This is a genomic window from Acetobacterium sp. KB-1 (assembly GCF_003260995.1).
GTDB classification, from domain to species: Bacteria; Bacillota; Clostridia; order Eubacteriales; family Eubacteriaceae; genus Acetobacterium; species Acetobacterium carbinolicum.
In genome coordinates, this window is record NZ_CP030040.1 from 208,099 (window position 1) to 231,206 (window position 23,108).

Below are 23,108 nucleotides of genomic sequence, written 5' to 3' on the forward strand. Positions count from 1 at the left end.
ATGGCAAGAAATGAAGATAGCATCGAAAATGCGCGATGTTCCTTTTGTGGTAAAAGCCAATCTCAGGTAAAACGGATGGTTGCAGGACCAGGCGTCTATATTTGCAATGAATGTATTGAACTCTGTGAAGAAATCATGGATGTGGACAGTATGCCTGAAGACATTGTCTTTGACGATGTTCCCAAACCGAAAGAGATCAAGCAAAAATTGAGTGAGTATGTGATTGCTCAAAATCGCGCCAAGCGAGCGCTGGCAGTGGCTGTTTACAATCACTACAAGCGGATTACCGCGATGGACGAAAATGATGCGGAAGTAGAATTGCAAAAAAGTAATATTCTTTTAATTGGACCTACTGGATCTGGAAAAACCCTTTTAGCCCAAACACTGGCTCGGGTTTTAAATGTTCCTTTTGCAATTGCTGATGCCACCTCGTTAACTGAAGCGGGCTACGTTGGTGAGGATGTGGAAAACATTTTGTTAAAACTTCTTCAGGCCGCTAATTTTGATGTTGCCAAGGCTGAAAAAGGTATTATTTACATCGATGAGATCGATAAAATTGCCAGAAAAGGTGATAATCCTTCGATCACTCGAGATGTTAGTGGTGAGGGTGTTCAACAGGCACTTTTAAAAATATTAGAGGGCACAGTGGCTAATGTTCCGCCTCAAGGTGGACGTAAACATCCCCATCAGGATTTTATCCAGATTAATACCAATAATATTTTATTTATTTGTGGTGGGGCATTTGATGGCATGGACAAGGTCATTGAACAGCGAACGGAAAAAAGTTCGATGGGCTTTGGAGCAGATATTCGCAGTTCCAAAGAAAAAATCGAAGATGATAATCTAAGTTCTGTACAACCCCAGGATCTGCTAAAGTATGGACTGATTCCAGAGTTTATTGGACGAATCCCGGTGATCGCCTCACTTGAACACCTGGATGAAGAGTCATTGATTCAAATACTCACAGAACCGCGAAACGCATTGGTAAAACAATATATTAAAATGTTTCGAATCGAAGGGGTTGAGTTGGAATTCCATCAGGATGCCCTGGTAGCGATTGCCAAAAAAGCCATGGATACCAAAACTGGTGCCAGAGGTCTTCGGGGGATCATCGAGAATATTATGCTCGATATTATGTTTGAAGTACCTTCCAATGAAAATATTGAAAAAGTAATCATCACTAAAGAAGTGGTTGAGAAACAAGTTGAACCGATTATGATTTTAGGACAAAAAAATGATAGCAAAACTAATAAAAATGATGTAGTATCTTAGATTTATTATAGGGCCGTTCAAAAGACCAACTACTCTTTGGTATTTAATACCGTGTATTTGAAATTTTGCGCGGCTTTTTTTAAAGTTTGGCTTATCAGAAATAGTAAAATACTATTATAATAAAAGCGGTAAGGAGTTGATTAATTTGAGTATCGAAAAAAAAGAAATTCCGGAAGAAAATACTGACCCGATCGGTCTGACTGAACCGGAGCTATTTGTTCAGGAAAAAGAAACCCTGCCACTCATACCGCTACGGGGAATGAGTGTGTTTCCAGGTATGGTGGTTCATTTTGATGTGGGCCGAGAAAAGTCTGTCAAAGCGTTAGAAGCTGCGATGGAGCGGGACCAGATGGCATTTTTAGTCACCCAAAAGGAAGTCATCAAAGAAGATATCAACCCGGATGACTTTTATCGTATTGGTTGCAGAGTCAAGGTCAAACAATTGCTTAAAATGCCAGATAATCTTGTCAGAGTTCTGGTTGAAGTTCAGGAAAGACGGGAAATTGTCGAATTTGAAAGCTTGGATCCCTATTTTCTAGTTACCACCAGACCGGTTCGTTCGGTGTACTATGATACAAAAGAGAATCGCACATTAGTCCGAATGATTCGAGAGTCGTTTGCCAATTATATGAATGTGACCCGGAAGGTCGCTACCGATCTGATTCTGGCAATGGATTCCTTGGATGATCCCGATCAGCTGATTGATATTATCGGCGCCAATTTGTTTTTAGATCTGGAAGATAGCCAGCGACTGATCCAGGAAACCGATGTGAATAAACGATTGGTGCTGACTTATGAAATTCTAGTCGAAGAAGTGGAAATGATTAAGATTGAACACAATATCGACGAAAAAGTTCGCAGTGAAATGTATAAGCACCAGCGGGAGTATTATCTTCGGGAACAGATAAAAGTGATTCAAAATGAATTAGGAGAAGGCGACGTTCAAAATGAACTGGATGTTTATCGGGAACGATTGGCCGCCCTGGATGTTGCCGATGAGGTTCGGGATAAGGTTTTAGGAGAGCTTAACCGATTAAATAAAGTACCACAGGGTTCTTCTGAAGCGGGGTTAATTCAGACTTATGTGGAATGGATACTCGATCTTCCCTGGAATACATTAACCGAAGAAACCATCGATGTTTCAATTGCCAGAAAAATATTGGATGAAGATCATTACGCCTTAAAAAAGGTAAAGGAGCGAATACTGGAGTATATCTCAGTGCTCCAGCTTTCAAAAAGCTTGAAATCACCAATAATCTGTCTGGTGGGACCACCTGGAGTGGGTAAAACATCGATCGCAAAATCTATTGCCCGGGCACTTAACCGTGAATATGTTCGGATGTCATTGGGCGGGATGCGGGATGAAGCTGAAATACGAGGTCATCGACGAACCTATATTGGTGCTATTCCCGGACGGATTCTTTACAACATTAAAAAATGCGGAACCCGGAATCCACTGTTTTTACTGGATGAGATTGATAAGTTGGGACAGGATTTCAATGGTGACCCGGCCTCAGCACTTTTAGAAGTGTTAGATCCAGAGCAAAATAATACCTTTACCGATCACTATCTGGAACTGCCTTTTGACTTATCCCAGGTACTTTTCTTGACAACGGCCAATTCGTTATCAAGTATTCCCAGGCCACTACTGGATCGTATGGAAATCATTGAAGTAAACGGCTATGTTGAAAGTGAAAAAGTAGAAATAGCGCAGCGTTATCTAATTCCAAAACAATTAGAAATTCATGGGTTAAAAAAATCGACCTGTAAATTTAGTGAAGCGGTGATTAAAAATACCATTGAGTATTACACCAGAGAGTCCGGTGTCCGGGAACTGGAGCGAAAAATTGCCCAGGTTTGTCGGGTCGCCGCCAAAGAAATTGTTGAGCATAAGAAAAAAAGTATCAGCATTACCCAGAAGAACCTGGAAAAATTCTTAGGAAAGCATCGTTACTCCTTTGATACCGTTGGTGACAAAAAAGAAGTCGGTCTGGTCAATGGTTTAGCCTGGACACCAGTTGGTGGCGATACCCTGCAAATTGAAGTGATTGTTGTCGATGGGACTGGAAAGATTGAAATTACCGGTCAGCTTGGTGATGTCATGAAAGAATCTGTCAAAGCGGGCATTAGTTACATTCGTTCTCAGGCTGCGGTGTTGGGGATCGAGTCAGATTTTTACTCTAAAAAAGATATTCATCTCCATGTGCCAGAGGGTGCCGTCCCTAAGGATGGTCCATCGGCAGGGATCACCGTTACGACAGCCCTGATTTCATCACTGACCAATACGCCAGTGCCGCAAAATTTAGCGATGACCGGGGAAATAACTCTGAGCGGTCGAGTTCTGCCAATTGGTGGACTGCGGGAAAAATTGACAGCCGCCCATCGCGCCGGAATCAAAGAAATTATTTTACCAAAAGAAAATGAAAAAGATCTGGAAGATGTCCCAAATGTCGTTTTGGAGGCTTTACATATTCAGTCTGTTTCAAAAATGAGCGAGGTTACAAAAATCGTCTTTAAACAGTTACAATAAAGAGATTGACCAGACTCCCAGGAAATGGAGAACGTAATGAAAGTAACAAAAGCAGAGATTGTCATCAGTGCTGTGGCGGAAGCTCAGTACCCGGATGACAATCTACCAGAAATAGTGCTGCTGGGGCGTTCAAATGTTGGAAAGTCAACCTTTGTTAACACCTTGATTGAACGTCGCAGACTGGCACGAACCAGCTCTCAACCGGGAAAAACCCAAACCATGAATTTCTATCGGATTAATGACCGGTTTCACTTTGTCGATATGCCCGGATACGGCTATGCCAAAGCTTCAAAAACGGAACGGGAAAAATGGGGAAAAATGATTGAGAAATACTTAAGAAACAGAGAAAATGTCGCAATGATTTTTCAGCTTATTGACTCCCGGCATGATCCTTCCGAAGACGATTTGCTGATGTATGAATGGTTGGTCCATTACGGTCTTAATCCCATGATTATCGGCACCAAGGCGGATAAAATATCAAAAACTAATCAAAAAAAATCACTTAGCCATATTGCCAAATCATTGAATCTGAGAAGTTCCCGGGAAGTGATTCTTTTTTCAGCAGAAACAAAGCTGGGTAAGGAAGAAGTTTGGGAACACATTGAAAAGGTCTTAAAGTAAAAAAGGGCTTCCTGATGGGATACAAGCAGATGACTACGTTAGAATGATCGAACTGATCTGAACTTTGCGTTGTTGTCTTGGAAAAAGCTTCCTATTAGCAGGAAGCTTTTTCCAGTTCTGCGGTGATTAGAAATGAGGTAAACGATGACTGAAGAAAAAATTCGGTGTTTGGCAAAACAACTCGAAATCGATCTTGTTGGTTTTTTTGCGGTGGAACCGCTAACAGAATGTCTACCTCATTTGCTCAAGCGTCACCAGGCTGGATTATCCACTGGTTTTGAGGGGGGAGTGCCCATTGAAAGGATTGATTATCGCAGCGCCTATCCGTTTGCAAAAGCGGGGATTGTTATCGGTGTCAATAACTATCAGACCTTTGAGGGAATCGTGGATGGTCAACTGCGTGGTCATTTTGCTTCAGTTAGCTGGGGAGAAGATTATCATCGGGTGTTGAGGCGAAAAATGAATGAATTGATGCAAGCCATAAACGATGAACGGCAAAATTCAGGAGAATTACCGATGAATTATCAGGTGTTTGTTGATAATAGTCCGTTAGTTGATCGGGGATCGGCTTACCGTGCCGGTTTGGGCTTTTTCGGTAAAAACAATTGTCTGATCAATCACCATTTCGGTTCGTTTTTCTTTATCGGACAAATACTGGTGGATACTTACATTACCTTTACAAAACCCCAATTGGTTGAAAATGGCTGTGGTACTTGTCGACGCTGCCTGGATGTTTGCCCCAATCAAGCCCTCGGCGAAGGCTTCAGCCTGGATCCGTCAAGATGTATTTCATATCTTACGCAAAAGAAATCCCTTACACCCGATGAAGAAAACCGGATCAGCACCTATCTCTATGGATGTGATCTTTGCCAGCAGGTGTGTCCCTACAACCAGGACCTGAAGAAAACGCGGGAGAAAGCCTTTTGGATTGAAGCAGAGACCGCCTCGCCACCGCTGTCAGAAATTCTGATGTTGACGAACAGGGACTATAAAATTCGTTATGGAAAAACAGCAAGTGGATGGCGGGGTAAAAAAAATCTTATGCGAAATGCCCAACTAATCCTAAAAAAGGCATGAATAATTGCAGATTAAGTGTTATAATAATTAAGTTAAAGAACTTTTTATATTTATTTTAGTTAAACATGGAGGAAAAATGATACGAGATCGCTTTGCACCGAGCCCAACAGGGAATGTTCATGTTGGAAGCCTACGGACAGCACTGTACAACTATTTATATGCGAAAAAAATGGACGGAGAATTTCTGCTTCGTCTTGAAGATACCGATCAAACACGGTTAGAACAAGGTGCGGTGGATAATTTACTGGATGCACTGAACATGACTGGTGTAATTCCCGATGAAGGCTTAATAAAAGAACATCATAAGGTCATTCAAAAAGGTCAGCATGGCCCTTATATTCAGTCGCAACGCCTGGATATCTACAAAAAATATATTGAGATACTCCTGGATCAGGGACAAGCTTATTATTGTTTCTGTACTAAAGATCGGTTGGATGAGGTCAGAAATAGCCAAAAGGAAAAGGGCGAAACCCCTAAGTACGATGGCAAATGTCGAGAATTATCAAAAGCGGAAATCACATCTAAGCTTGAAGCGGGGCTACCCTACACCGTCCGATTGAAATTACCGGAAAACCATGTAATTACCTTTGATGATATGGTTAGGGGAGTCATTGAGATGAATACCAACGACTTGGATGATCAGGTGCTGCTAAAAGCAGATGGATTCCCGACCTATCACATGGCGGTCGTCGTTGATGATCATCTGATGGCGATTACCCACGTTATTCGGGGAGAGGAGTGGTTGCCATCAACACCAAAACACACCTATCTTTATGAATGTTTTGGCTGGGAACCGCCCAAATTTGTTCATTTGCCCAATATCTTAAATGATGACCGTAAAAAGCTTAGCAAACGCCAGGGTGACGTATCAGTAGGTGATTTTTTGGCGAAAGGGTATTTGCCGGAAGCGTTGGTTAATTTTCTGGCATTACTTGGTTGGAGTCCGGAGAATGAACAAGAAATATTTTCCATGGCGGAATTGATCGAGGCGTTTGATCTTTCACGAATCAATAAATCTGGAGCTGTTTTTGATCGGGCCAAGCTCAACTGGATGAATGCCCATTATATCAAAGAATTACCAATCGAAGCGCTGGTTAGTCATCTGACGCCTTTTTTAGTCGATGCCGCGGTGATTACTCAGGAAGAAGTAGCAGCAAAACAGGAATGGCTATTCAAGGTTGCACAGATTTTAAGAGATCGGATTGAATATTTTGCCCAGGCACCTCAGGAACTGGAATTGATCTTTAAAAATGATTTTATCATTGAGGACGAGGAAGCGCTGGCATTATTACACGAAGAATCGTCAAAACGCCTTTATGAAGCCCTTATTGCTAAAATCGAGGCGACCGAAGTACTGGACGCCGCCCGAGGAAAAGCGATGCTCAAAGAAATTCAAAAAGAAGAAAAAATAAAAGGAAAGATGCTCTTTATGCCAGCCCGGATCATGATCACAGGGGAAATGCATGGACCGGATCTGACTTTAATTATGGATGTATTGGGAAAAGATGAGGTTTTAAGCCGAATCAAGTCAGTTGCATCGATTATGCAATGATAAATTAAAAACAAAGGAGGAAAGCACATGAGTAAGCAAAAATCAAATAATAAGAGAAAAAGCGGCATTCAATTGATCCTGATTACACTGTTTATTGCGTTAGTGGGATATATACTCTTTAGTGGGGTGTCAGTGGGTGTTTATGACATCGGTAATGTTGGCAATAATATCAACTACGGCTTGGATTTAACCGGCGGGGTAAATGTAGTCTTGGAAGCTGAAGCAACGGATGATGACCCAGTGACGGCAGAAAAAATTGAGTCCGCCATGCTAACGATTCGGCAGCGAATTGATACCCTGGGCGTTTCAGAACCAACGATCACCAAACAGGGTGATAACCGGATCCGGGTTTCGATTCCATCAGTTAGTGATCAGGAAGAAGCACTGACACTCATCGGAAAAACAGCCCAGTTGGAATTTGTGGGACCTGACGAAACCGTTATCCTAACTGGGAAAGACGTTGTTGATTCCAAGGGTGTTATGCAAACAGATAGTTCAGGCTTAGAAAAAGCGGTTGTTACCTTAAAATTCAGCGATGAAGGTACAAAGCTTTTTGCTGATGCCACCCAAAAATACATTGGACAGGCGATTAAGATTAAACTGGATGACGAAATTATTTCGTCACCAACGGTTAACGTGGCAATTACTAACGGAGAAGCTGTGATTGAAGGCATTGGAAACATCGATGAAGCGGGAAATCTGGCCTCACTCATTCGTGGCGGGGCCCTGCCAGTCAAACTGGTACCCATTGAAGTAAGAACAGTGGGACCAACCTTAGGTCAGAATTCCCTCGATAAAAGCATTTATGCCGGGATGATCGGAATTGGCCTGGTACTCATCTTTATGCTCGTTTTTTACCGTGGTCTGGGAATTATTGCCGATCTGGCACTGGTTATCTTTATCATCTTTTTTATGATTATTTTGACAGCTCTCAATGTCACTTTGACACTGCCGGGTATTGCTGGTCTGATTCTCACCATTGGGATGGCAGTAGATGCCAATGTTATTATTTTTGAGCGAATCAAAGAAGAGGCACGATTAGGGAAATCCTTGCTGACAGCGATTGACAATGGTTTTTCAAGAGCGTTTAAAACGATTCTGGATTCAAATGTGACCACATTAATTGCCGGTTTTGTCCTCTTCTTTTTAGGAAGTGGGAGTGTCCAGGGATTTGCCGTCACCTTGATTTTAGGAATACTGGTGAGTATGTTTACCGCCGTTGTGATTACCAAGCAACTGATTATTTTACTTGTAAAAACGGAATTGTTTAAAAGCAATACGTTTTACGGAATATAGAAAGGAGACCATAATGAAAAAGAACATTCAAGTAGTAGAAAAAAGCAAAATATGGTTTGCCTTCTCATTGATACTTATTGCCATCAGTATCGGTTCGCTATTTATCAATGGACTAAATTTCGGCATTGACTTTATTGGCGGAACCATTGTAACCATTGAACTTAATACACCCTTTGAAACCAGTGATGCCAAGGCATTGATTGAAGAGTATGACTCAAGTGCCGATGTGACCTATGCCGGTGAAGCCAAAACTCAGGTGATTATTTCCACTAAAAAAGACTTATCAACTGATGACCGACAGGCATTATTTGCTAAGTTTCAGGAAAAATACAATTTAGAGGATACCGACTTGTTATCGATTGATACAGTGAGCCCTTCAATCGGTGCGGAGATGGCCAACAGTGCCATGATTGCTGCTGTTGTCGCGGTTTTACTGATGCTGGTATACATTACCTTTCGTTTTGAATTTATGTTTGGACTAGCAGCAGTGGTTGCCTTAATCCATGATCTGATCATCGTGTTGGGTGTTTACTCGATCTTCCAGATTCAAGTCAATTCGCCATTAATCGCAGCCTTGTTAACGATTTTGGGTTATTCCATCAATGATACCATTGTTGTATTTGACCGAATCCGGGAAAACCGTCCCAAATTCGGCAAATATGATTTCGCTAACTTAGTTGATACCAGTGTATCTCAAACGCTACAACGAAGTATCAATACGTCATTTACTACCTTACTGGCGATCGGCGCCTTGTATGTCTTTGGGGTCCCGGCAGTACAGGATTTTGCATTACCGTTAATGGTAGGGATTGTAAGCGGAACCTATTCGTCGATCTTTGTTGCCAGTACGCTTTGGTGTAAGGTCAAAGAATTTCAGGCAAGCAAGAAAACAGCGCTCAAAAACTAGTGTTACAAAAAAGATAACAAACGTGATTTAAGAATGATTTGGCGTCATGGAGGCAACTCCCTGACGCTTTCGTTTTAGGTGTTAAAGAATTCAGGAAGTTTATTTTGGATTCAGTCTCGAGGTAAAGATGTCAGATAAAACCAAATGGATATTGAGGAAAAATAAAAACAGTCATTTAAATCCATCAGACTATGAAAGTTTAAAAAAGCAGTTAATGCAAAATTTGGATTTGGGAAGCCGTGCTGCCGAAATACTCATTAATCGTGGGATGGACTCGATTCTACAAACCAAACGTTACCTCAATCCCTCTCATGATGATTTGCATGATCCGTTTCTTTTTAATGATATGGAAAAAGTTGTAAAGCGGATTGTAAAAGCGCAGGAAGCCAATGAAAAGATATGTCTCTATGGTGATTATGACGCCGATGGCACAACGGGAGTATCGATTCTGCTTCACTTTCTTAAGAGCAATGGATTTAATGTCACCTATTTTATTCCTAATCGGTTGATTACAGGTTATGGACTTCATACGACGCCATTGCAGACATTAGTTGACGAGGGGGTAGGCCTGCTGATTACGATCGATAACGGCATTACGGCCAACGATCAAGTCGAATTCTGCAATCAACATAAAATGGACGTGATCATTACCGATCATCATGAGTGTCATGGGACGCTTCCGGCAGCACTTGGAATCATTAACCCCAAGGTGCCCGGTTCAAACTATCCCTTTAAAGAATTATGTGGTGCTGGTGTGGCCTTTAAGCTGGCCCAAGCAATAAGTATCCGGTTAAACGTCGATCTGGATTTACAGAATGCTGTAGAGTGTGTGGCTTTGGCCACCGTTGCTGATCTGGTTCCGCTTCAGAACGAGAATCGAAGCTTGGTTTTTCTGGGACTAGCGTATTTAAACTCTAGTCCTAGAAATCCTGGCATTCGAGCACTCATAGAAGCCAGTGAATTGACGCAGTTAAAGGCCTGGCATTTTGGATTTGTTTTGGGTCCTAAGATTAATGCCGCCGGCCGTTTAGGTGAAGCACATCACATTGTTGATTTACTCACCGGAAGCGACCCGGTAAAGCTGATGGAATTGGCTAAGTTTTTAAGTGAGGAGAATCGTAAACGTCAGGATTTGGAGCTGGCTATCCTGGCGGACGCCCTTGTGCTAGTCGAATCGCAGGAGTTGAATAAGGATGATATCATGATCGTTGTGGGTGAGAACTGGCACTCCGGGGTGATTGGTATTGTAGCCAGCCGGATTCAGGAGAAATACTATCGCCCGGTGATCGTTATCAGCGTCGTTGATGGTATTGGGAAGGCATCGTGTCGCAGTGTTGAAGGGTTTAATATTTTTGAGGCGCTTAAGTCCTGTGGCGAATATTTCAGCAGTTACGGCGGCCATGATCAAGCTGCTGGTTTTAGTATTAAAGCACAAAATATTGGAACAATGATTGAAAAAATCAAAAATTACGGGGAGTCTGTTGGAATAAAAAAGCACCTGATCAGAAAAATTCCCTATGATGCCATTATCAGTGAAGATGAAATCACCTGGGAACTTTTTGAAGTCTGTTCTCGTTTTGAACCCTGCGGTCTTGGTAATCCCGGGGTACAGTTTGTCATTGACAAGCCAGACATTATTTCAATGGGAACCATGGGGAAGGAAGCTAATCATTTACGTTTGAGCTTGAGAAATGATATCAAGGGCGTTGGTTTTGGGTTTGGTGATTTTTATCGCACGCAGCCGGATTTAGCGCTGACTGGTTATCAGGGCGTGGAATTGTTATGTCGTTTAGACGCAAATGAATATCGGGGAAATAAAACCCTGCAATTGTTGGTAAAAGACATCAGGTTGAATCCCATCTGGAATTTGGAAACGGCCAAGCGTTTAGTAAAAGCGATTGTCCAATCAGAAAATCCAGGAGCTTTAATTGACTTGGCAACGGATAACATTAATCCTGGAGATTTGCATTTACTGCGAGAGACGGTCAAACACGTTTATCTTATCCTTGGTAATGCGTCAGGAAGTGGGATATCCGTTTACTCAAAAAAGAATCCTGACCTATCGCCATTTCATTTTTTAATGGCATGTGAAGTATTAAGGGAAGTCGGGTTGATTGCGTATGGATTTAAGGATGGTTTGCTTTTTTCCAAAATAATAGAAACAAGGAAAAAAAAGGATATTCAAAACACGAAACTAATGATAAAATTAAAAAAAATGATTAGTGAACGATAAGGGAGATTTAAGATGGATCTAAAAGAGAATATTGGCATTTATGAAGATTTTCCAAAAGAAGGCATTAGCTTTAAGGATATTAACAGCCTGATTTTAAACCCCAAGGCTTTTCAGTATGTCATTGACGAGATGGCTAAGGTTGCAAAAGCTCTGGATGCAAACATCATCGTAATTCCAGAAGCCAGGGGCTATATCTTTGGCACGCCACTGGCTTATTTAATCGGAGCGGGTCTGGTGCCGATAAGAAAACCAGGTAAATTACCTGGTGAAATTTCATCAGAAGCCTATGATTTGGAATACGGATCAAATGTTGTGGAGATGCAAAAAAATGCCATCAAGCCGGGAGACCGGATTATCATCGTCGATGATTTATTGGCCACCGGCGGAACCATGATGGCGGCGACTAAACTGATCGAAAATCTGGGTGGGGAAATTTCAGGTATTATTACGCTGATTGAACTGACAGATTTAGGCGGCCGCGAGCTGCTTAAGAATTATTTTGTACACTCGATTGTGACCTACCCCTACTAAAAGTACTCATTAATTAAAAAGGCAGAAACGATATGGATAATGACGCAGTAAAAGGAAAAATTGACAATGTAATAAACCTGGTAAAAGCTAACAATCCAGATGCCGAAACGGATATGATCAATAAGGCCTATGACCTGGCTAGGGAAGCCCATAAAGATCAGAAACGTTTGTCTGGAGAGGACTATGTAATTCATCCGGTTTCTGTTGCTTACATTCTAGCTGAAATGCAAATGGATACAGAAACAATTGTTGCTGCCATTTTACATGATGTAATTGAAGATACCATCTATTCCTATGATTATATCAAGGAAGAGTTTAATGAAGATATTGCAGATTTGGTCGAAGGTGTCACAAAAATTGGACGGATTGGTTTTCAATCCAAAGAGGAAAGTCAGGCCGAAAACCTTCGCAAAATGATTCTGGCGATGTCGAAAGATATTCGGGTTATTCTAATCAAGCTGGTTGACCGGCTACATAATATGCGGACCCTGGAATACATGCGCGAAGCAAAGCAGCTTGAAAAAGCCAAAGAAACGCTTGATATTTATGCACCCTTGGCAAATCGGCTGGGAATTTCTACGATCAAGTGGGAGCTTGAAGATTTAGCACTAAAGTATCTGGACCCAGAGGGATATTATGATCTGGTTCAGAAAATTAAAATTAAAAAAAGTGCCCGGGAAGCTTATATTGCTGATGTAATTGATGTTTTAGCTAAAGAAATTGATAAAGTCGGCACGCATGCTGAAATTTACGGACGATCTAAACATTTTTATAGCATCTATCGAAAAATGAAGAATCAGAACCGCAGCTTTGATGAAATCTATGATCTGATTGCAGTTCGGGTTATTGTGGATTCATTAAAAGATTGTTATGGCGTCCTGGGAGTGGTTCATTCTCAATGGACGCCGATTCCGGGACGGTTTAAAGACTATATTGCGATGCCTAAACCCAATCTCTATCAATCCATTCATACAACGGTTATGGGCCCCAAAGGGGAGCCCTTTGAAATTCAGATTCGCACCAGAGAAATGCATGAAACCGCAGAGTATGGGATTGCCGCTCACTGGAAGTATAAAGAAGGCCGAATGGATGCCAAGGACAACAAGTATGAAGTACAGATGTCCTGGCTGCGCCAAATGCTTGAACTCCAGCGTAATTCGGAAGACGCCGGGGAACTAGTGGAAACCATCAAGGTGGATCTGCTAAACGAAGAGGTCTATGTTTTTTCACCCAAAGGTGCGGTGGTTCCGTTGCCGGCGGGATCATGTCCCCTAGATTTTGCCTATCGGATTCATAGTGATATCGGAAACAGCTGCGTCGGGGCTCGGGTAAACAATAAAATTGTGCCACTGAACAGCCCTTTAAAAAGCGGGGACATCGTCGAAGTCATGACTTCTAAAAATTCCAACGGCCCCAGTCGGGACTGGTTGACCTTTGTCAAAAGTGCCCACGCCCGGAATAAAATTAAGCAGTATTTTAAAAAAGAAGAAAAAGACGAAAATGTGCAAAAGGGTCGAAGTATTCTGGAACGGGAAATCAAGCGTGAGGGGTTGCAACACTCTAATCTTTTGAACTTGAATAACCTGGAACTTCTGGCTGAAAAATGCAGTTTTAAAAACCTCAATGATTTTTATGCTGCCATTGGTTATAATGGGATAAAAATTGGAACTGTTTTTCAGAAAATGAAACTGCTTTTTCCCAAGGAATTTCCTGAAGAAGTTGAAGAAATTGTTTTAAAAAAGCCCACCAAGGATGCCAAGAAAACCAGTAGCACCGTCATTGTTGCCGGACATAATGAAATTGATGTTCATTTTGCTAAATGCTGTAATCCGGTGCCCGGCGATAAAATAGTTGGGTACATTACTAAAGGGCGGGGTATTTCTGTTCATCGAGCGGATTGTTCTAATGTTTTAAACCTTACCGATCCCAATCGGATTGTGGAAGTGGAATGGAATAAATACAGTACGGGTTCTTTTACAGCAGAAATTCACATCAAAGCTAAGGAATCCCCTGGAACGATCATCCAGATTTCAAAGACTTTTCTCGATATGGGCATACCCGTGACCGCGCTCAATGCCAAAAATGAAAAAAATGAATACGACTTTTTTTCAGCCACCCTTGAAGTTAAAAGCCGTCGGGAACTAAATTTATTAATTAAAAATTTAAACAAAATAAAAGAAATTATCCAGATTTACCGAGTATAAGGAGACGTTATGCGGGCAGTCATACAGCGGGTATCCGCTTCAGAAGTACGGATTGGTAATGAGTCGGTGGGAAAAATTGCCGAAGGACTCAATGTACTTCTCGGAATTAAAGAAGACGATACCGAAACCGATATGGACTATATTATTAATAAACTGGTCAACCTGAGAATATTTGAAGATGCTGATGGAAAAATGAATCGGTCCATTCTTGATGTGGATGGGGAACTTTTGCTGGTTTCTCAGTTCACCCTTTATGGTGACTGTCGAAAAGGGCGGCGCCCAGGCTTTACCCGAAGTGGCCCAGTGGACCAGGCCGAGAAAAAATATGCTATTTTTGTTGATAAATTGAAAGATCAGCCAATAAAGAAAATTGAAACCGGTGTTTTTCAGGCCGAAATGGAAGTCTTAATCGTCAATGACGGGCCGGTAACTTTGTTACTTGACAGTGAAAAGAAATTTTAGATAAATTAGGGAGAAACAGATGAAAGTAATAAAAAAATCCCTGGGACAGATGGGAACGAACTGCTATGTGGTCTGGGATGAAAAAACGTTGGAAGCAGCAGTCATTGATCCCGGGTTTGAGGATCAGCGGATATCTGATATCATTAATGAAAACAAACTGAAGGTGAATTATATTTTGCTGACTCACGGTCATTTTGACCATCTTGGTGGTGTCAATCAGATTAAAAAGTTAACCGGTGCCAAGGTTCTCATTCATGAAAATGATGCTGATTGTCTTATTGATCCGCGACGTAACCTTTCGGTTCTGGCAGGCATGTCGATGATATTGGAACCGGCTGATGGTTTTTTAAATGAAAATGAGACCATTACCTTAGGTAATATTGCTTTCCGGGTGATTCATACACCAGGCCACTCAAAGGGCGGTATCTGTCTTCTGGCAGAGGATCAGCTTTTTGCCGGAGATACCCTTTTTAATACCTCCATTGGTCGGACTGACTTTGCCGATGGTGATTTGAATGAATTGCTAAATGGAATTAAATCAAAATTGTTTGTTCTGGACGATGCAACCACTGTATTGCCGGGACATGGCGAGAATACGACCATTGGGTACGAAAAAACGAACAATCCTTTTTTAAAGGGGCGTTTTTAGAGAGCCGATGAGAGTACTTCGCTTTGATTTAGAACGACCGGAATTGGAGTATTATTTCCACGAATTATATCAGGCCTTTGACCCAGGCGTAAAAAACGTCGTATCGGGAGCTGCTGATGGTGTATTATCTCAAAGAAAGCGGGGGAATCAAGTCATTCTGACCCTGACATGGGACGATGGAAAAACATTAACTCGGGCCTTTCAAGTTAATAACAGTGATGATCCTCTTGAAAATAGTATTTACAAGGGGTTTCTTTATGATTTTTTATCTGAGTATTTTGACAGGCAGCTGCAGTGGGGAACATTAACAGGAATCAAACCCGTTAAAATGGTGCAAAAGTATGTAAAACAAGGGTGGAGTCCAACAGAAATCAACAATCGATTCAGAAAATACTATCGGGTCAGTCGTGACCGCACGGACTTATTGATGCGGATTGCAAAAAAACAAGCTGATTTTATTCCCGCTGTACAAGCGTGTGCAAATTCTCACCTGATTAGTCTATATGTGGGGATTCCGCTTTGTCCGTCCAAATGCGATTATTGCTCCTTTGTATCCACGATCGTCGACAAAAAGGGTGAAAATCTTGAACAGTACTTTGATCATTTGCTTGTTGAAATAAAAAAAACTGGCGAAATACTAAGCGCTTCAGATTTACGGATTGATACTTTATATATTGGTGGTGGAACGCCGACGGTGTTAAGCGCCATTCAGTTGGATGCGCTGATGTCATCGTTGGAAGAATCCCTTGATTTATCCCATCTCAGAGAATATACCTTAGAAGCAGGGCGACCAGAAACCATTAACCGAGATAAGCTAAAGGTTGCAAAAGATCATGGCGTGGAGCGGCTTTGTCTCAATCCCCAATCGATGAATCCGCAAACGTTGCAAAGTGTGGGAAGACCATGGGAAGCCGGACTGATCGAGAAACAGGTAGCACTCGTCAAATCCTTCGGCTTTAAAACCTTGAACATGGATCTGATTGTGGGATTGGGAAATGAAACACCGGATGATTTTTTACGATCACTGGACGCTGTTATTGCACTTGCACCAGAAAATATAACGATCCATAATCTATCGATTAAAAAGGGCTCCAGAATCAAAGATCAAAACGGGATTGTCGTTAAAGAGGGCTATGGTGAAGGCTTTTATCAGGCGGTGAAGAGCCGTTTAAGTGGTGAAGGTTTTGAACCCTATTATCTGTATCGTTTAAAATACACCAGAGATAACAGTGAGAATACGGGGTATGCAAAGCCGGGACATGAAGGGATTTATAATATTCTGATGATGGCTGAATGCCAGTCTACTATCGGTATCGGAGCCGGAGCAACGGGAAACCTCTATGATCCAGTTACCGATAATATCAGAAAGGTCTTTACGGTTAAGGACGTGAGGACTTATAATGAACGGTTTGAGGAGATTGTGGAGAAGAAGTGTGAAGCTTATAAACAAACACTTTAAACGGGTTTGACAAATTAAGATGTTTACTAACGGTTAAAGAATAATAGGCTGTAATTTCCTAAATAGTAACGGAAAAAGATATTTTGTAATGTAGTTGTAATATTATTCAAAATTATATTGACAATTTGTAAATGCTCATGCTATTATTAATTGCTCCAAGAATTGCATAGTGTGATATTAAGTAAAGGCAAACTTAACGAAAGTTGAAGACGCAAAGCATAGAGTCTAAAGTCGCATGTAATTGTGCGACTATGATAGTCTAGCTACCATAATTATGGTAGCTTTTTTTTTGTTCGCAATTGTTATTTGCAGCAGTTTAAGTCTATTACAAATATATGAAAGAGGTATTTATGGGCATATTTGAGGAAATTTGTCAAAAGAAGGAGAAAATTCTTGTTGTTGGCCTTGGTTACGTAGGAATCCCCTTGGCGATTGGATTTTCGGAGAAGGTTGATGTTATCGGCTTTGATATTGATAAAACTAAAATTGACAAGTATAAAAACGGAATTGACCCGACAAATGAAGTCGGAAATGAGCGAATAAAAAAGACAGCATTAGATTTTACATGTGACGAAAAATGTATTGCAAATGCTAAATTCATTATTATTACAGTTCCAACACCAATTTTTCAAGATAAAAGGCCAGATCTAAATCCGGTGATTGAGGCAAGTAAAATGGTTGGTAGATATATGAAGAAAGATACCATAATTGTCTTTGAGTCTACAGTTTATCCGGGAGTTACCGAAGATATCTGTATACCAATATTACAACAGGAATCAGGCTTGATTCCGGGAATTGACTTTTCAGTCGGTTATTCGCCTGAACGAATCAACCCGGGAGATAAGCAACATCGACTAAAAAACATACCCAAAATTGTTGCTGGATTAGATATTGAAACGCGCCAAATAATTGCTAATGTATATCGATTGGTAGTGGAAGCAGATATTTTTGAGGCTGAATCTATCAAGGTAGCAGAAGCGGCTAAAATTGCTGAAAATGCACAAAGAGATATAAATATTGCATTTATGAATGAATTAGCAATGATCTTTGATCATATGAATATAAATACTGAGGACGTCATCAAAGCAATGAACACAAAATGGAATGCACTGAATTTTTACCCTGGCCTAGTTGGGGGGCATTGTATTGGCATAGATCCATATTATTTTATATATGAAGCAGAAAAACTTGGCTATAATTCACAAATTATATCTGCTGGAAGAAGAATCAATGATGATATGAGCAAGTTTGTTGTTGAAGCAGTATTTAGACAATTAATTAAAGCGGATATTAGTATCAAAGAGACAAATATCTATGTTTTAGGTATTACGTTTAAAGAGAATTGCAAAGATTTAAGAAACTCAAAAGTATGGGATATTATTGAATTATTAAAAGGGTATTATTTAAATCCAATGATATGCGATCCAACTGCAGATAAGGAAGAAGTATATAAAGAGTATCAATGTTGTTTGGTTGATGTTGATCAGATAAGTGATGCTGATTGTATTGTTTTCGCAGTTGCACATGATGATTTTAAGTGTCTTTCCCTGAATGAAGTTAAAAAGATGTATCGCAAAATTGAAACTGCTGGTAAAGTATTGATTGATATAAAAAGTATATTCAATAAAAAAGAGGCTGAAAACTTTGGCTTTCAGTATTGGAATCTGTAGATAAAGGGGATTGAGTTTGAAAAGCTTTCGAAATGTTGGAAATGGGATTAAAATCATAAGTGTAGCAGTTTTCCTGATCTTATTACTTACCTTAGTATTTTACTTTCTTTTTAAAGATTCAAGTACTCTGATAAGTGAAATGATCGTAAATAAAATTCAGTATGATGCTTCAAAAGAGATTGATGACGCTTTAACCAGATTAAGCAATGATCGTCAGAAAGCCGACATTATAGTAGGTACAGAAACAAATAATGGTGTCATAGCACTAACCTTTGACGGTCTTTCAGACCGGGAAACAATGGATAAAATTATTGTTTTACTGAATGAAAATAAAATGAATGGAACATTTTTTGTTTCGGGAATAGAAGCTGCAGAAGATGGTGAAGCTGTGAAGAATATTGTTACAAATAATCAAATGGTTGGTAACTACACACTTTCCGGATCAAAAGACATTATGAATCTTTCACAGCAGGAACAGATTGAAGATTTATGCAGGGCTAACCTAGTCTTGAAGAGCATATTGGGAATTACTCCAACTTTACTGAAATGCAATACAACACATTATGGTGATTCAATCCTTGAATCAGCATATGCAAGTAATTTGAATAAGGTTGTTTTATCGAATCAGTACCTTAGCTATCAAAGTTTTTCATCATACGAGATGACGACAAACTATATAAGAAATATTAAAACTGGAACCATTGTTTCAATAAAACTGGATGATGTACTAGATGAATCCGAATATAGGAAGTCAAATCAACCTATTCAGCCCGCTATTGATAAGAAAACACTTGATAAAAAAAGTACAGAAGAGAGTGTCACTGAGGAAGAGCAGCTGATTCAAATGATTACATGGTTGTTGAAAGCTCTCAAAGAAAATGGTGTAAGAACTGTATTTGTTGATGATGACGCTTTAACAACAGCAGCGATAATAACTTCTCAAGAAAGTAAGGGTTCATCACAAGGAAGTCAAACTGCAGCCTTTTTAGGATTACCGATAGTATCGAGTTCACAAACAAAGCTGCCAGAAAAAAACAATGATTCCAAAACAGATCAAATTGACTACCCTGATTTTAAACCCATGATTGAAAAAAACGAACAAAAGAAAGCACCAGTCGTCAGTCATTTATACACCTCGGAAAAAGGAGTCGTTTTCACATTTAGAGGCATCAGTAATGAAGTAGTTCTTGATAATGTTTTAGGGGAATTGGAGGATATGGGAAATGCCAAAGCAACATTTTTTGTCACCGCTGAAGAAATTGAAGCGTATCCGAGTCGAATCGCTAGAATAATCGAAAAAGGTCATGAATTAGGAAATGGCGGGGTTACTCAGGATTCACATCTGCAAAATCTCAGTGTAGAAGAAGTCTGCAAAGAAATCTACAGATGCGATTTACTGCTGACAAGCATAGGGGTTAATTCGAACAATTATATGCCTGGCTATGGATATACAGAAGGAAATATCAGAGAGGCCGTTTCGGTTATCAGTAATGGTGAAAAAGAATACAATTTAATAACTTATACTGTCTCGATGGTTAGAAACTCCTTTTCCACGATGCCTGCTGACGAAATCATAGAAACATGTTTGCCTGTCTATGTTTATAAATCGCTTAAGCGTGGTGATATCGCGTATTTCCGCATGGATTCGACTGTATTTAATGACAACGCGGAAATGGTAGGAGAACTCGTCAGTCTGGTTGCTGAGAATTATGTTTTCAACGGCTATGTATCAGTTTGTGTGGATAGTACGGAAGAAGATTCGAAATTTGAAACAAGACAAATTCCTATTAATTTTGAAATTCTACCTTTATCTCACATGATCAATACCTATGAAAATTTTGAAACTGGTACAAGAGGGTTGTACTCAATTCAGTCACCAAGCGAAGCGGTTGAGATTGATAAGATTGATTCAGAAACTGCGGATCAAATGATTTACTCAAACTATATTGGTAATCCAAGCGTATCAGGTTCGCAACTGAAAGGTTTTATCGATACAACCGGTATTGACACAACTGGTAAAATTGATGAAAATAGCGAAAACGTCATTTATTTAACGTTTGATGATTGGGGTGGTGATCCAGTAATTATGTCAATTCTCGATGTTTTAGAAAAACATCAAGTTGAGGCGTCATTTTTCGTTATCGCCAAGAATATTGATATCGATCAGGAAGATTTGCCAAAAGAAGAGCAAGTCAGTCCGAATCCTAATCTGCTGCGAGAAATGGCACTGAAAGGTCATGATATTTGCAGTCATAACTATTTTCATATGCTAATTGATATTGATGATGACCTTAAACAAAAAGAAACCCTTCAACATGAACTTGTCAGAAGTTATAAAACACTTTCAATGATAGTTGGTGATATTGCTGAACCGAAACTCTTTTTTAGACCACCAACACTTGCTGTATCGCAAACAGGCTTACAAACTGTTTTTGAAAGTGGCTATAAAAAAAGCATCAGTGGAGATTTTTCCGTACATGATTATGACTGTACAAGTGCTGAGGAGGTTTTTAATACATTAGAATATGGAAATGGAACCTATGAGATTGGTGCGGGAAGCATCGTAATCCTACATATGAATGATCAAAGCGGATTTACAGCGGAAGGGCTGGATATTTTTCTCACGGAAAATGCGAATAAACCAGAAGAAGAACGGTACGAGTTCGCAAAATTGAGCGATTATCTGAATGAAGAGTGATGATTACTTAACAAAAGAAGCGGAGTGAATAATCGAAATGGAAAAAATTACATGATTTTCTCAAAGAAAAAAAGTAGAAATATTGAAGATGTTTTATTAGCGGAGAACGGCGATCGAAGGTTACTCTCTAATGTACCTGATGTTGAAAAAATCAGATCGAACGTTGATCGACGGGGTGAAAAAATATTCGGAGATGGAAATGACATAAAACGATTATCTCAGGGAAAGAAGGCCGGAACACGTTTCAAGGTAGATTTTGAAGCACTGTTAGTTTGTGGTAAAAGTGGCCGAAAAAAACAAACAATTCATTGTCAAGTTGAAGATATTTCCTCTACGGGATTATCAATTATACTTACGGAAGAAGACAGTAAGCGGATTGAAGAATTTGAATGGTATGCTTTGAAATTCGAAATTATTCCGGGATCGATGCCAGAAGGCTATGAAATGAAAGTTAACATCAAGGCGAAGATGGTAAGGAGAAGGGCTGCTGCGGATAACAAAATTATCTGCGGCATGGAGTTTAATAAGACATTGAGTGAGTATGCCAGTAAAAAAAAGGATCGTTATTCTCTGGTTGTTGCGAGTGGGCTTCTGCTCGCGGTTTCAATTTTTATCATATTGATGCGTGCTGAAAGCGTAATATATTTCAAATTTAATAAAGCACTTTATTTATATAGTATTATCGCAGCAGTTTTTTTATTAAGCCGTTACCTTTTTGGGGTTATGTATAAACAGGTGCCTATTAATCCGGAATTCACACCGGGTGTCACAATTATAGTTCCGTGTTTTAATGAAGAAGAATGGATTCAACGATGTATTTTAAGTTGCATTAATCAGGATTATCCTGCGGATAGAATTGAGGTAATTATTGTTGATGATTGTTCAAATGATCAATCGGTTGAAAAGATTAAAGAAATAGTTGAAATCTTGTATCAGGAAGCGAATCGGTATCAAACCAGAGATAGATTAAAATATCTAGTTCAAAGTGAAAACAAAGGAAAGCGTGATGCTTTAGCTTGGGGTGCCGAGAGGGCCATGCATGAGTTGCTTGTATTTGTAGATTCAGACAGCTTTCTTGATCCGTTCGCAATTCGCAATATTGTGCAGCCGTTCCAGGACCCCAAAATGGGTGGTGTTGCAGGAAGAACAGATGTTGCAAACACCTATACAAACGGACTAACAAAAATGCAAGCGGTTCGATATTACATTTCTTTTCGGATTATGAAAGCAGCAGAAGCATATTTCGATGCTGTCACCTGTTTGTCCGGCCCACTTTCATGCTATCGAAAAAAAATCGTTTTGGATAATAAAGAACAATGGTTAAATCAAACATTTTTTGGACAAAAAGCGACTTTTGGGGATGATCGTAGTATGACAAATTTTGTGCTTCAAAATCATCGAACAAGTTATCAAGACAGTGCGGTATGTTCAACAATTGTACCAAATCGCTATAATATCTTTTTAAAGCAACAAATGCGTTGGAAACGCTCATGGCTGAGAGAGTCATTGATTGCAGGTTCTTTTATCTGGAAGAAGGAACCATTTATGGCGGTTTTTTTCTATATGGGGTTAGTTGTTCCTATTGCCGCCCCTATTGTCGTGATTTATAATCTTATTTATATCCCACTTGTTTTGCGAGTTTTTCCGACAACATTTTTCGTCGGATTACTAATGATGGCTTTACTAATGAGTTTGATGCAGTTGTTCATGAGAAAAAGTACAACGTGGGTGTTTGGTTTGTTGTTTTGTTTATATTATGAAGCAATTTTACTATGGCAAATGCCGATTGCCTGGGTTACTTTCTGGAAATCAACCTGGGGAACAAGAATGACCCCTCAAGATATTGAAGAACAAAGAAAAAAAGATGAACAAAGAGAAAAAAGAGAAGCAAAAAGATCAACAGAAGATATTGCTGATAGTCAATAATGCTGGATAATAGAATGGTTT

General features: G+C 40.0%; 16 protein-coding genes and 1 riboswitch. All 16 genes read left to right on the forward strand.

Going from position 1 to position 23,108, the window contains the following annotated elements; genetic code table 11:
* Positions 1 to 1,272 carry an ATP-dependent Clp protease ATP-binding subunit ClpX gene (gene clpX, locus DOZ58_RS01005; RefSeq protein WP_111886590.1) on the forward strand — a complete coding sequence of 424 codons (1,272 nt, stop codon included), beginning with the start codon at positions 1 to 3 and terminating at the stop codon, positions 1,270 to 1,272.
* Between the two features lie 145 nt (positions 1,273 to 1,417).
* Positions 1,418 to 3,802 (forward strand): endopeptidase La, encoded by a 2,385-nt coding sequence (gene lon, locus DOZ58_RS01010; protein WP_111886591.1) that lies wholly within the window; start codon positions 1,418 to 1,420, stop codon positions 3,800 to 3,802.
* Positions 3,803 to 3,838: 36 nt separating this feature from the next.
* Entirely contained in the window at positions 3,839 to 4,423 is a 585-nt protein-coding gene (gene yihA, locus DOZ58_RS01015; RefSeq protein ID WP_111886592.1) for a ribosome biogenesis GTP-binding protein YihA/YsxC, read from the forward strand.
* A 144-nt stretch (positions 4,424 to 4,567) separates the two neighbouring features.
* Positions 4,568 to 5,500, forward strand: coding sequence for a tRNA epoxyqueuosine(34) reductase QueG (gene queG / locus DOZ58_RS01020; RefSeq protein ID WP_111886593.1), 933 nt, complete (start codon positions 4,568 to 4,570; stop codon positions 5,498 to 5,500).
* Positions 5,501 to 5,576: 76 nt separating this feature from the next.
* Positions 5,577 to 7,052, forward strand: a complete 1,476-nt coding sequence (gene gltX, locus DOZ58_RS01025) for a glutamate--tRNA ligase (protein WP_111886594.1) — start codon at positions 5,577 to 5,579, stop codon at positions 7,050 to 7,052.
* A gap of 27 nt (positions 7,053 to 7,079) precedes the next feature.
* Entirely contained in the window at positions 7,080 to 8,348 is a 1,269-nt protein-coding gene (secD, locus tag DOZ58_RS01030) for a protein translocase subunit SecD (RefSeq protein ID WP_111886595.1), read from the forward strand.
* A 13-nt stretch (positions 8,349 to 8,361) separates the two neighbouring features.
* Complete coding sequence (secF, locus tag DOZ58_RS01035) at positions 8,362 to 9,255, forward strand: protein translocase subunit SecF (RefSeq protein ID WP_111886596.1); 894 nt, start codon at positions 8,362 to 8,364, stop codon at positions 9,253 to 9,255.
* Between the two features lie 214 nt (positions 9,256 to 9,469).
* Entirely contained in the window at positions 9,470 to 11,488 is a 2,019-nt protein-coding gene (gene recJ / locus DOZ58_RS01040; protein WP_204355448.1) for a single-stranded-DNA-specific exonuclease RecJ, read from the forward strand.
* 12 nt (positions 11,489 to 11,500) lie between these two features.
* Complete coding sequence (locus tag DOZ58_RS01045) at positions 11,501 to 12,019, forward strand: adenine phosphoribosyltransferase (RefSeq protein ID WP_111886598.1); 519 nt, start codon at positions 11,501 to 11,503, stop codon at positions 12,017 to 12,019.
* Between the two features lie 32 nt (positions 12,020 to 12,051).
* Positions 12,052 to 14,223 (forward strand): bifunctional (p)ppGpp synthetase/guanosine-3',5'-bis(diphosphate) 3'-pyrophosphohydrolase, encoded by a 2,172-nt coding sequence (locus DOZ58_RS01050; protein ID WP_111886599.1) that lies wholly within the window; start codon positions 12,052 to 12,054, stop codon positions 14,221 to 14,223.
* 9 nt (positions 14,224 to 14,232) lie between these two features.
* The gene (gene dtd / locus DOZ58_RS01055; RefSeq protein WP_111886600.1) at positions 14,233 to 14,685 is read left to right on the forward strand and encodes a D-aminoacyl-tRNA deacylase; all 453 of its coding nucleotides are present in this window, start codon (positions 14,233 to 14,235) and stop codon (positions 14,683 to 14,685) included.
* A gap of 19 nt (positions 14,686 to 14,704) precedes the next feature.
* Positions 14,705 to 15,334, forward strand: a complete 630-nt coding sequence (locus tag DOZ58_RS01060; RefSeq protein ID WP_111886601.1) for an MBL fold metallo-hydrolase — start codon at positions 14,705 to 14,707, stop codon at positions 15,332 to 15,334.
* Between the two features lie 7 nt (positions 15,335 to 15,341).
* Positions 15,342 to 16,793 (forward strand): coproporphyrinogen dehydrogenase HemZ, encoded by a 1,452-nt coding sequence (hemZ, locus tag DOZ58_RS01065; RefSeq protein ID WP_111886602.1) that lies wholly within the window; start codon positions 15,342 to 15,344, stop codon positions 16,791 to 16,793.
* A 176-nt stretch (positions 16,794 to 16,969) separates the two neighbouring features.
* Positions 16,970 to 17,064, forward strand: a riboswitch (cyclic di-GMP riboswitch).
* Positions 17,065 to 17,143: 79 nt separating this feature from the next.
* Positions 17,144 to 18,463 carry a nucleotide sugar dehydrogenase gene (locus tag DOZ58_RS01070; protein ID WP_111886603.1) on the forward strand — a complete coding sequence of 440 codons (1,320 nt, stop codon included), beginning with the start codon at positions 17,144 to 17,146 and terminating at the stop codon, positions 18,461 to 18,463.
* 16 nt (positions 18,464 to 18,479) lie between these two features.
* Positions 18,480 to 21,161 (forward strand): polysaccharide deacetylase family protein, encoded by a 2,682-nt coding sequence (locus DOZ58_RS01075; protein ID WP_111886604.1) that lies wholly within the window; start codon positions 18,480 to 18,482, stop codon positions 21,159 to 21,161.
* A gap of 24 nt (positions 21,162 to 21,185) precedes the next feature.
* Positions 21,186 to 23,087, forward strand: a complete 1,902-nt coding sequence (locus tag DOZ58_RS01080; RefSeq protein ID WP_242988563.1) for a glycosyltransferase — start codon at positions 21,186 to 21,188, stop codon at positions 23,085 to 23,087.
* Positions 23,088 to 23,108 lie beyond the last annotated feature (21 nt).

What these genes read in the sequence shown, in the direction of transcription:
- hemZ (WP_111886602.1), top strand. Translation starts at nt 15,342, where the DNA reads ATGAGAGTACTTCGCTTTGATTTAGAACGACCGGAATTGGAGTATTAT.
- DOZ58_RS01070 (WP_111886603.1), top strand. Translation starts at nt 17,144, where the DNA reads ATGGGCATATTTGAGGAAATTTGTCAAAAGAAGGAGAAAATTCTTGTT.
- DOZ58_RS01060 (WP_111886601.1), top strand. Translation starts at nt 14,705, where the DNA reads ATGAAAGTAATAAAAAAATCCCTGGGACAGATGGGAACGAACTGCTAT.
- recJ (WP_204355448.1), top strand. Translation starts at nt 9,470, where the DNA reads ATGCAAAATTTGGATTTGGGAAGCCGTGCTGCCGAAATACTCATTAAT.
- yihA (WP_111886592.1), top strand. Translation starts at nt 3,839, where the DNA reads ATGAAAGTAACAAAAGCAGAGATTGTCATCAGTGCTGTGGCGGAAGCT.
- secF (WP_111886596.1), top strand. Translation starts at nt 8,362, where the DNA reads ATGAAAAAGAACATTCAAGTAGTAGAAAAAAGCAAAATATGGTTTGCC.
- queG (WP_111886593.1), top strand. Translation starts at nt 4,568, where the DNA reads ATGACTGAAGAAAAAATTCGGTGTTTGGCAAAACAACTCGAAATCGAT.
- DOZ58_RS01045 (WP_111886598.1), top strand. Translation starts at nt 11,501, where the DNA reads ATGGATCTAAAAGAGAATATTGGCATTTATGAAGATTTTCCAAAAGAA.
- gltX (WP_111886594.1), top strand. Translation starts at nt 5,577, where the DNA reads ATGATACGAGATCGCTTTGCACCGAGCCCAACAGGGAATGTTCATGTT.
- DOZ58_RS01050 (WP_111886599.1), top strand. Translation starts at nt 12,052, where the DNA reads ATGGATAATGACGCAGTAAAAGGAAAAATTGACAATGTAATAAACCTG.
- secD (WP_111886595.1), top strand. Translation starts at nt 7,080, where the DNA reads ATGAGTAAGCAAAAATCAAATAATAAGAGAAAAAGCGGCATTCAATTG.
- dtd (WP_111886600.1), top strand. Translation starts at nt 14,233, where the DNA reads ATGCGGGCAGTCATACAGCGGGTATCCGCTTCAGAAGTACGGATTGGT.
- clpX (WP_111886590.1), top strand. Translation starts at nt 1, where the DNA reads ATGGCAAGAAATGAAGATAGCATCGAAAATGCGCGATGTTCCTTTTGT.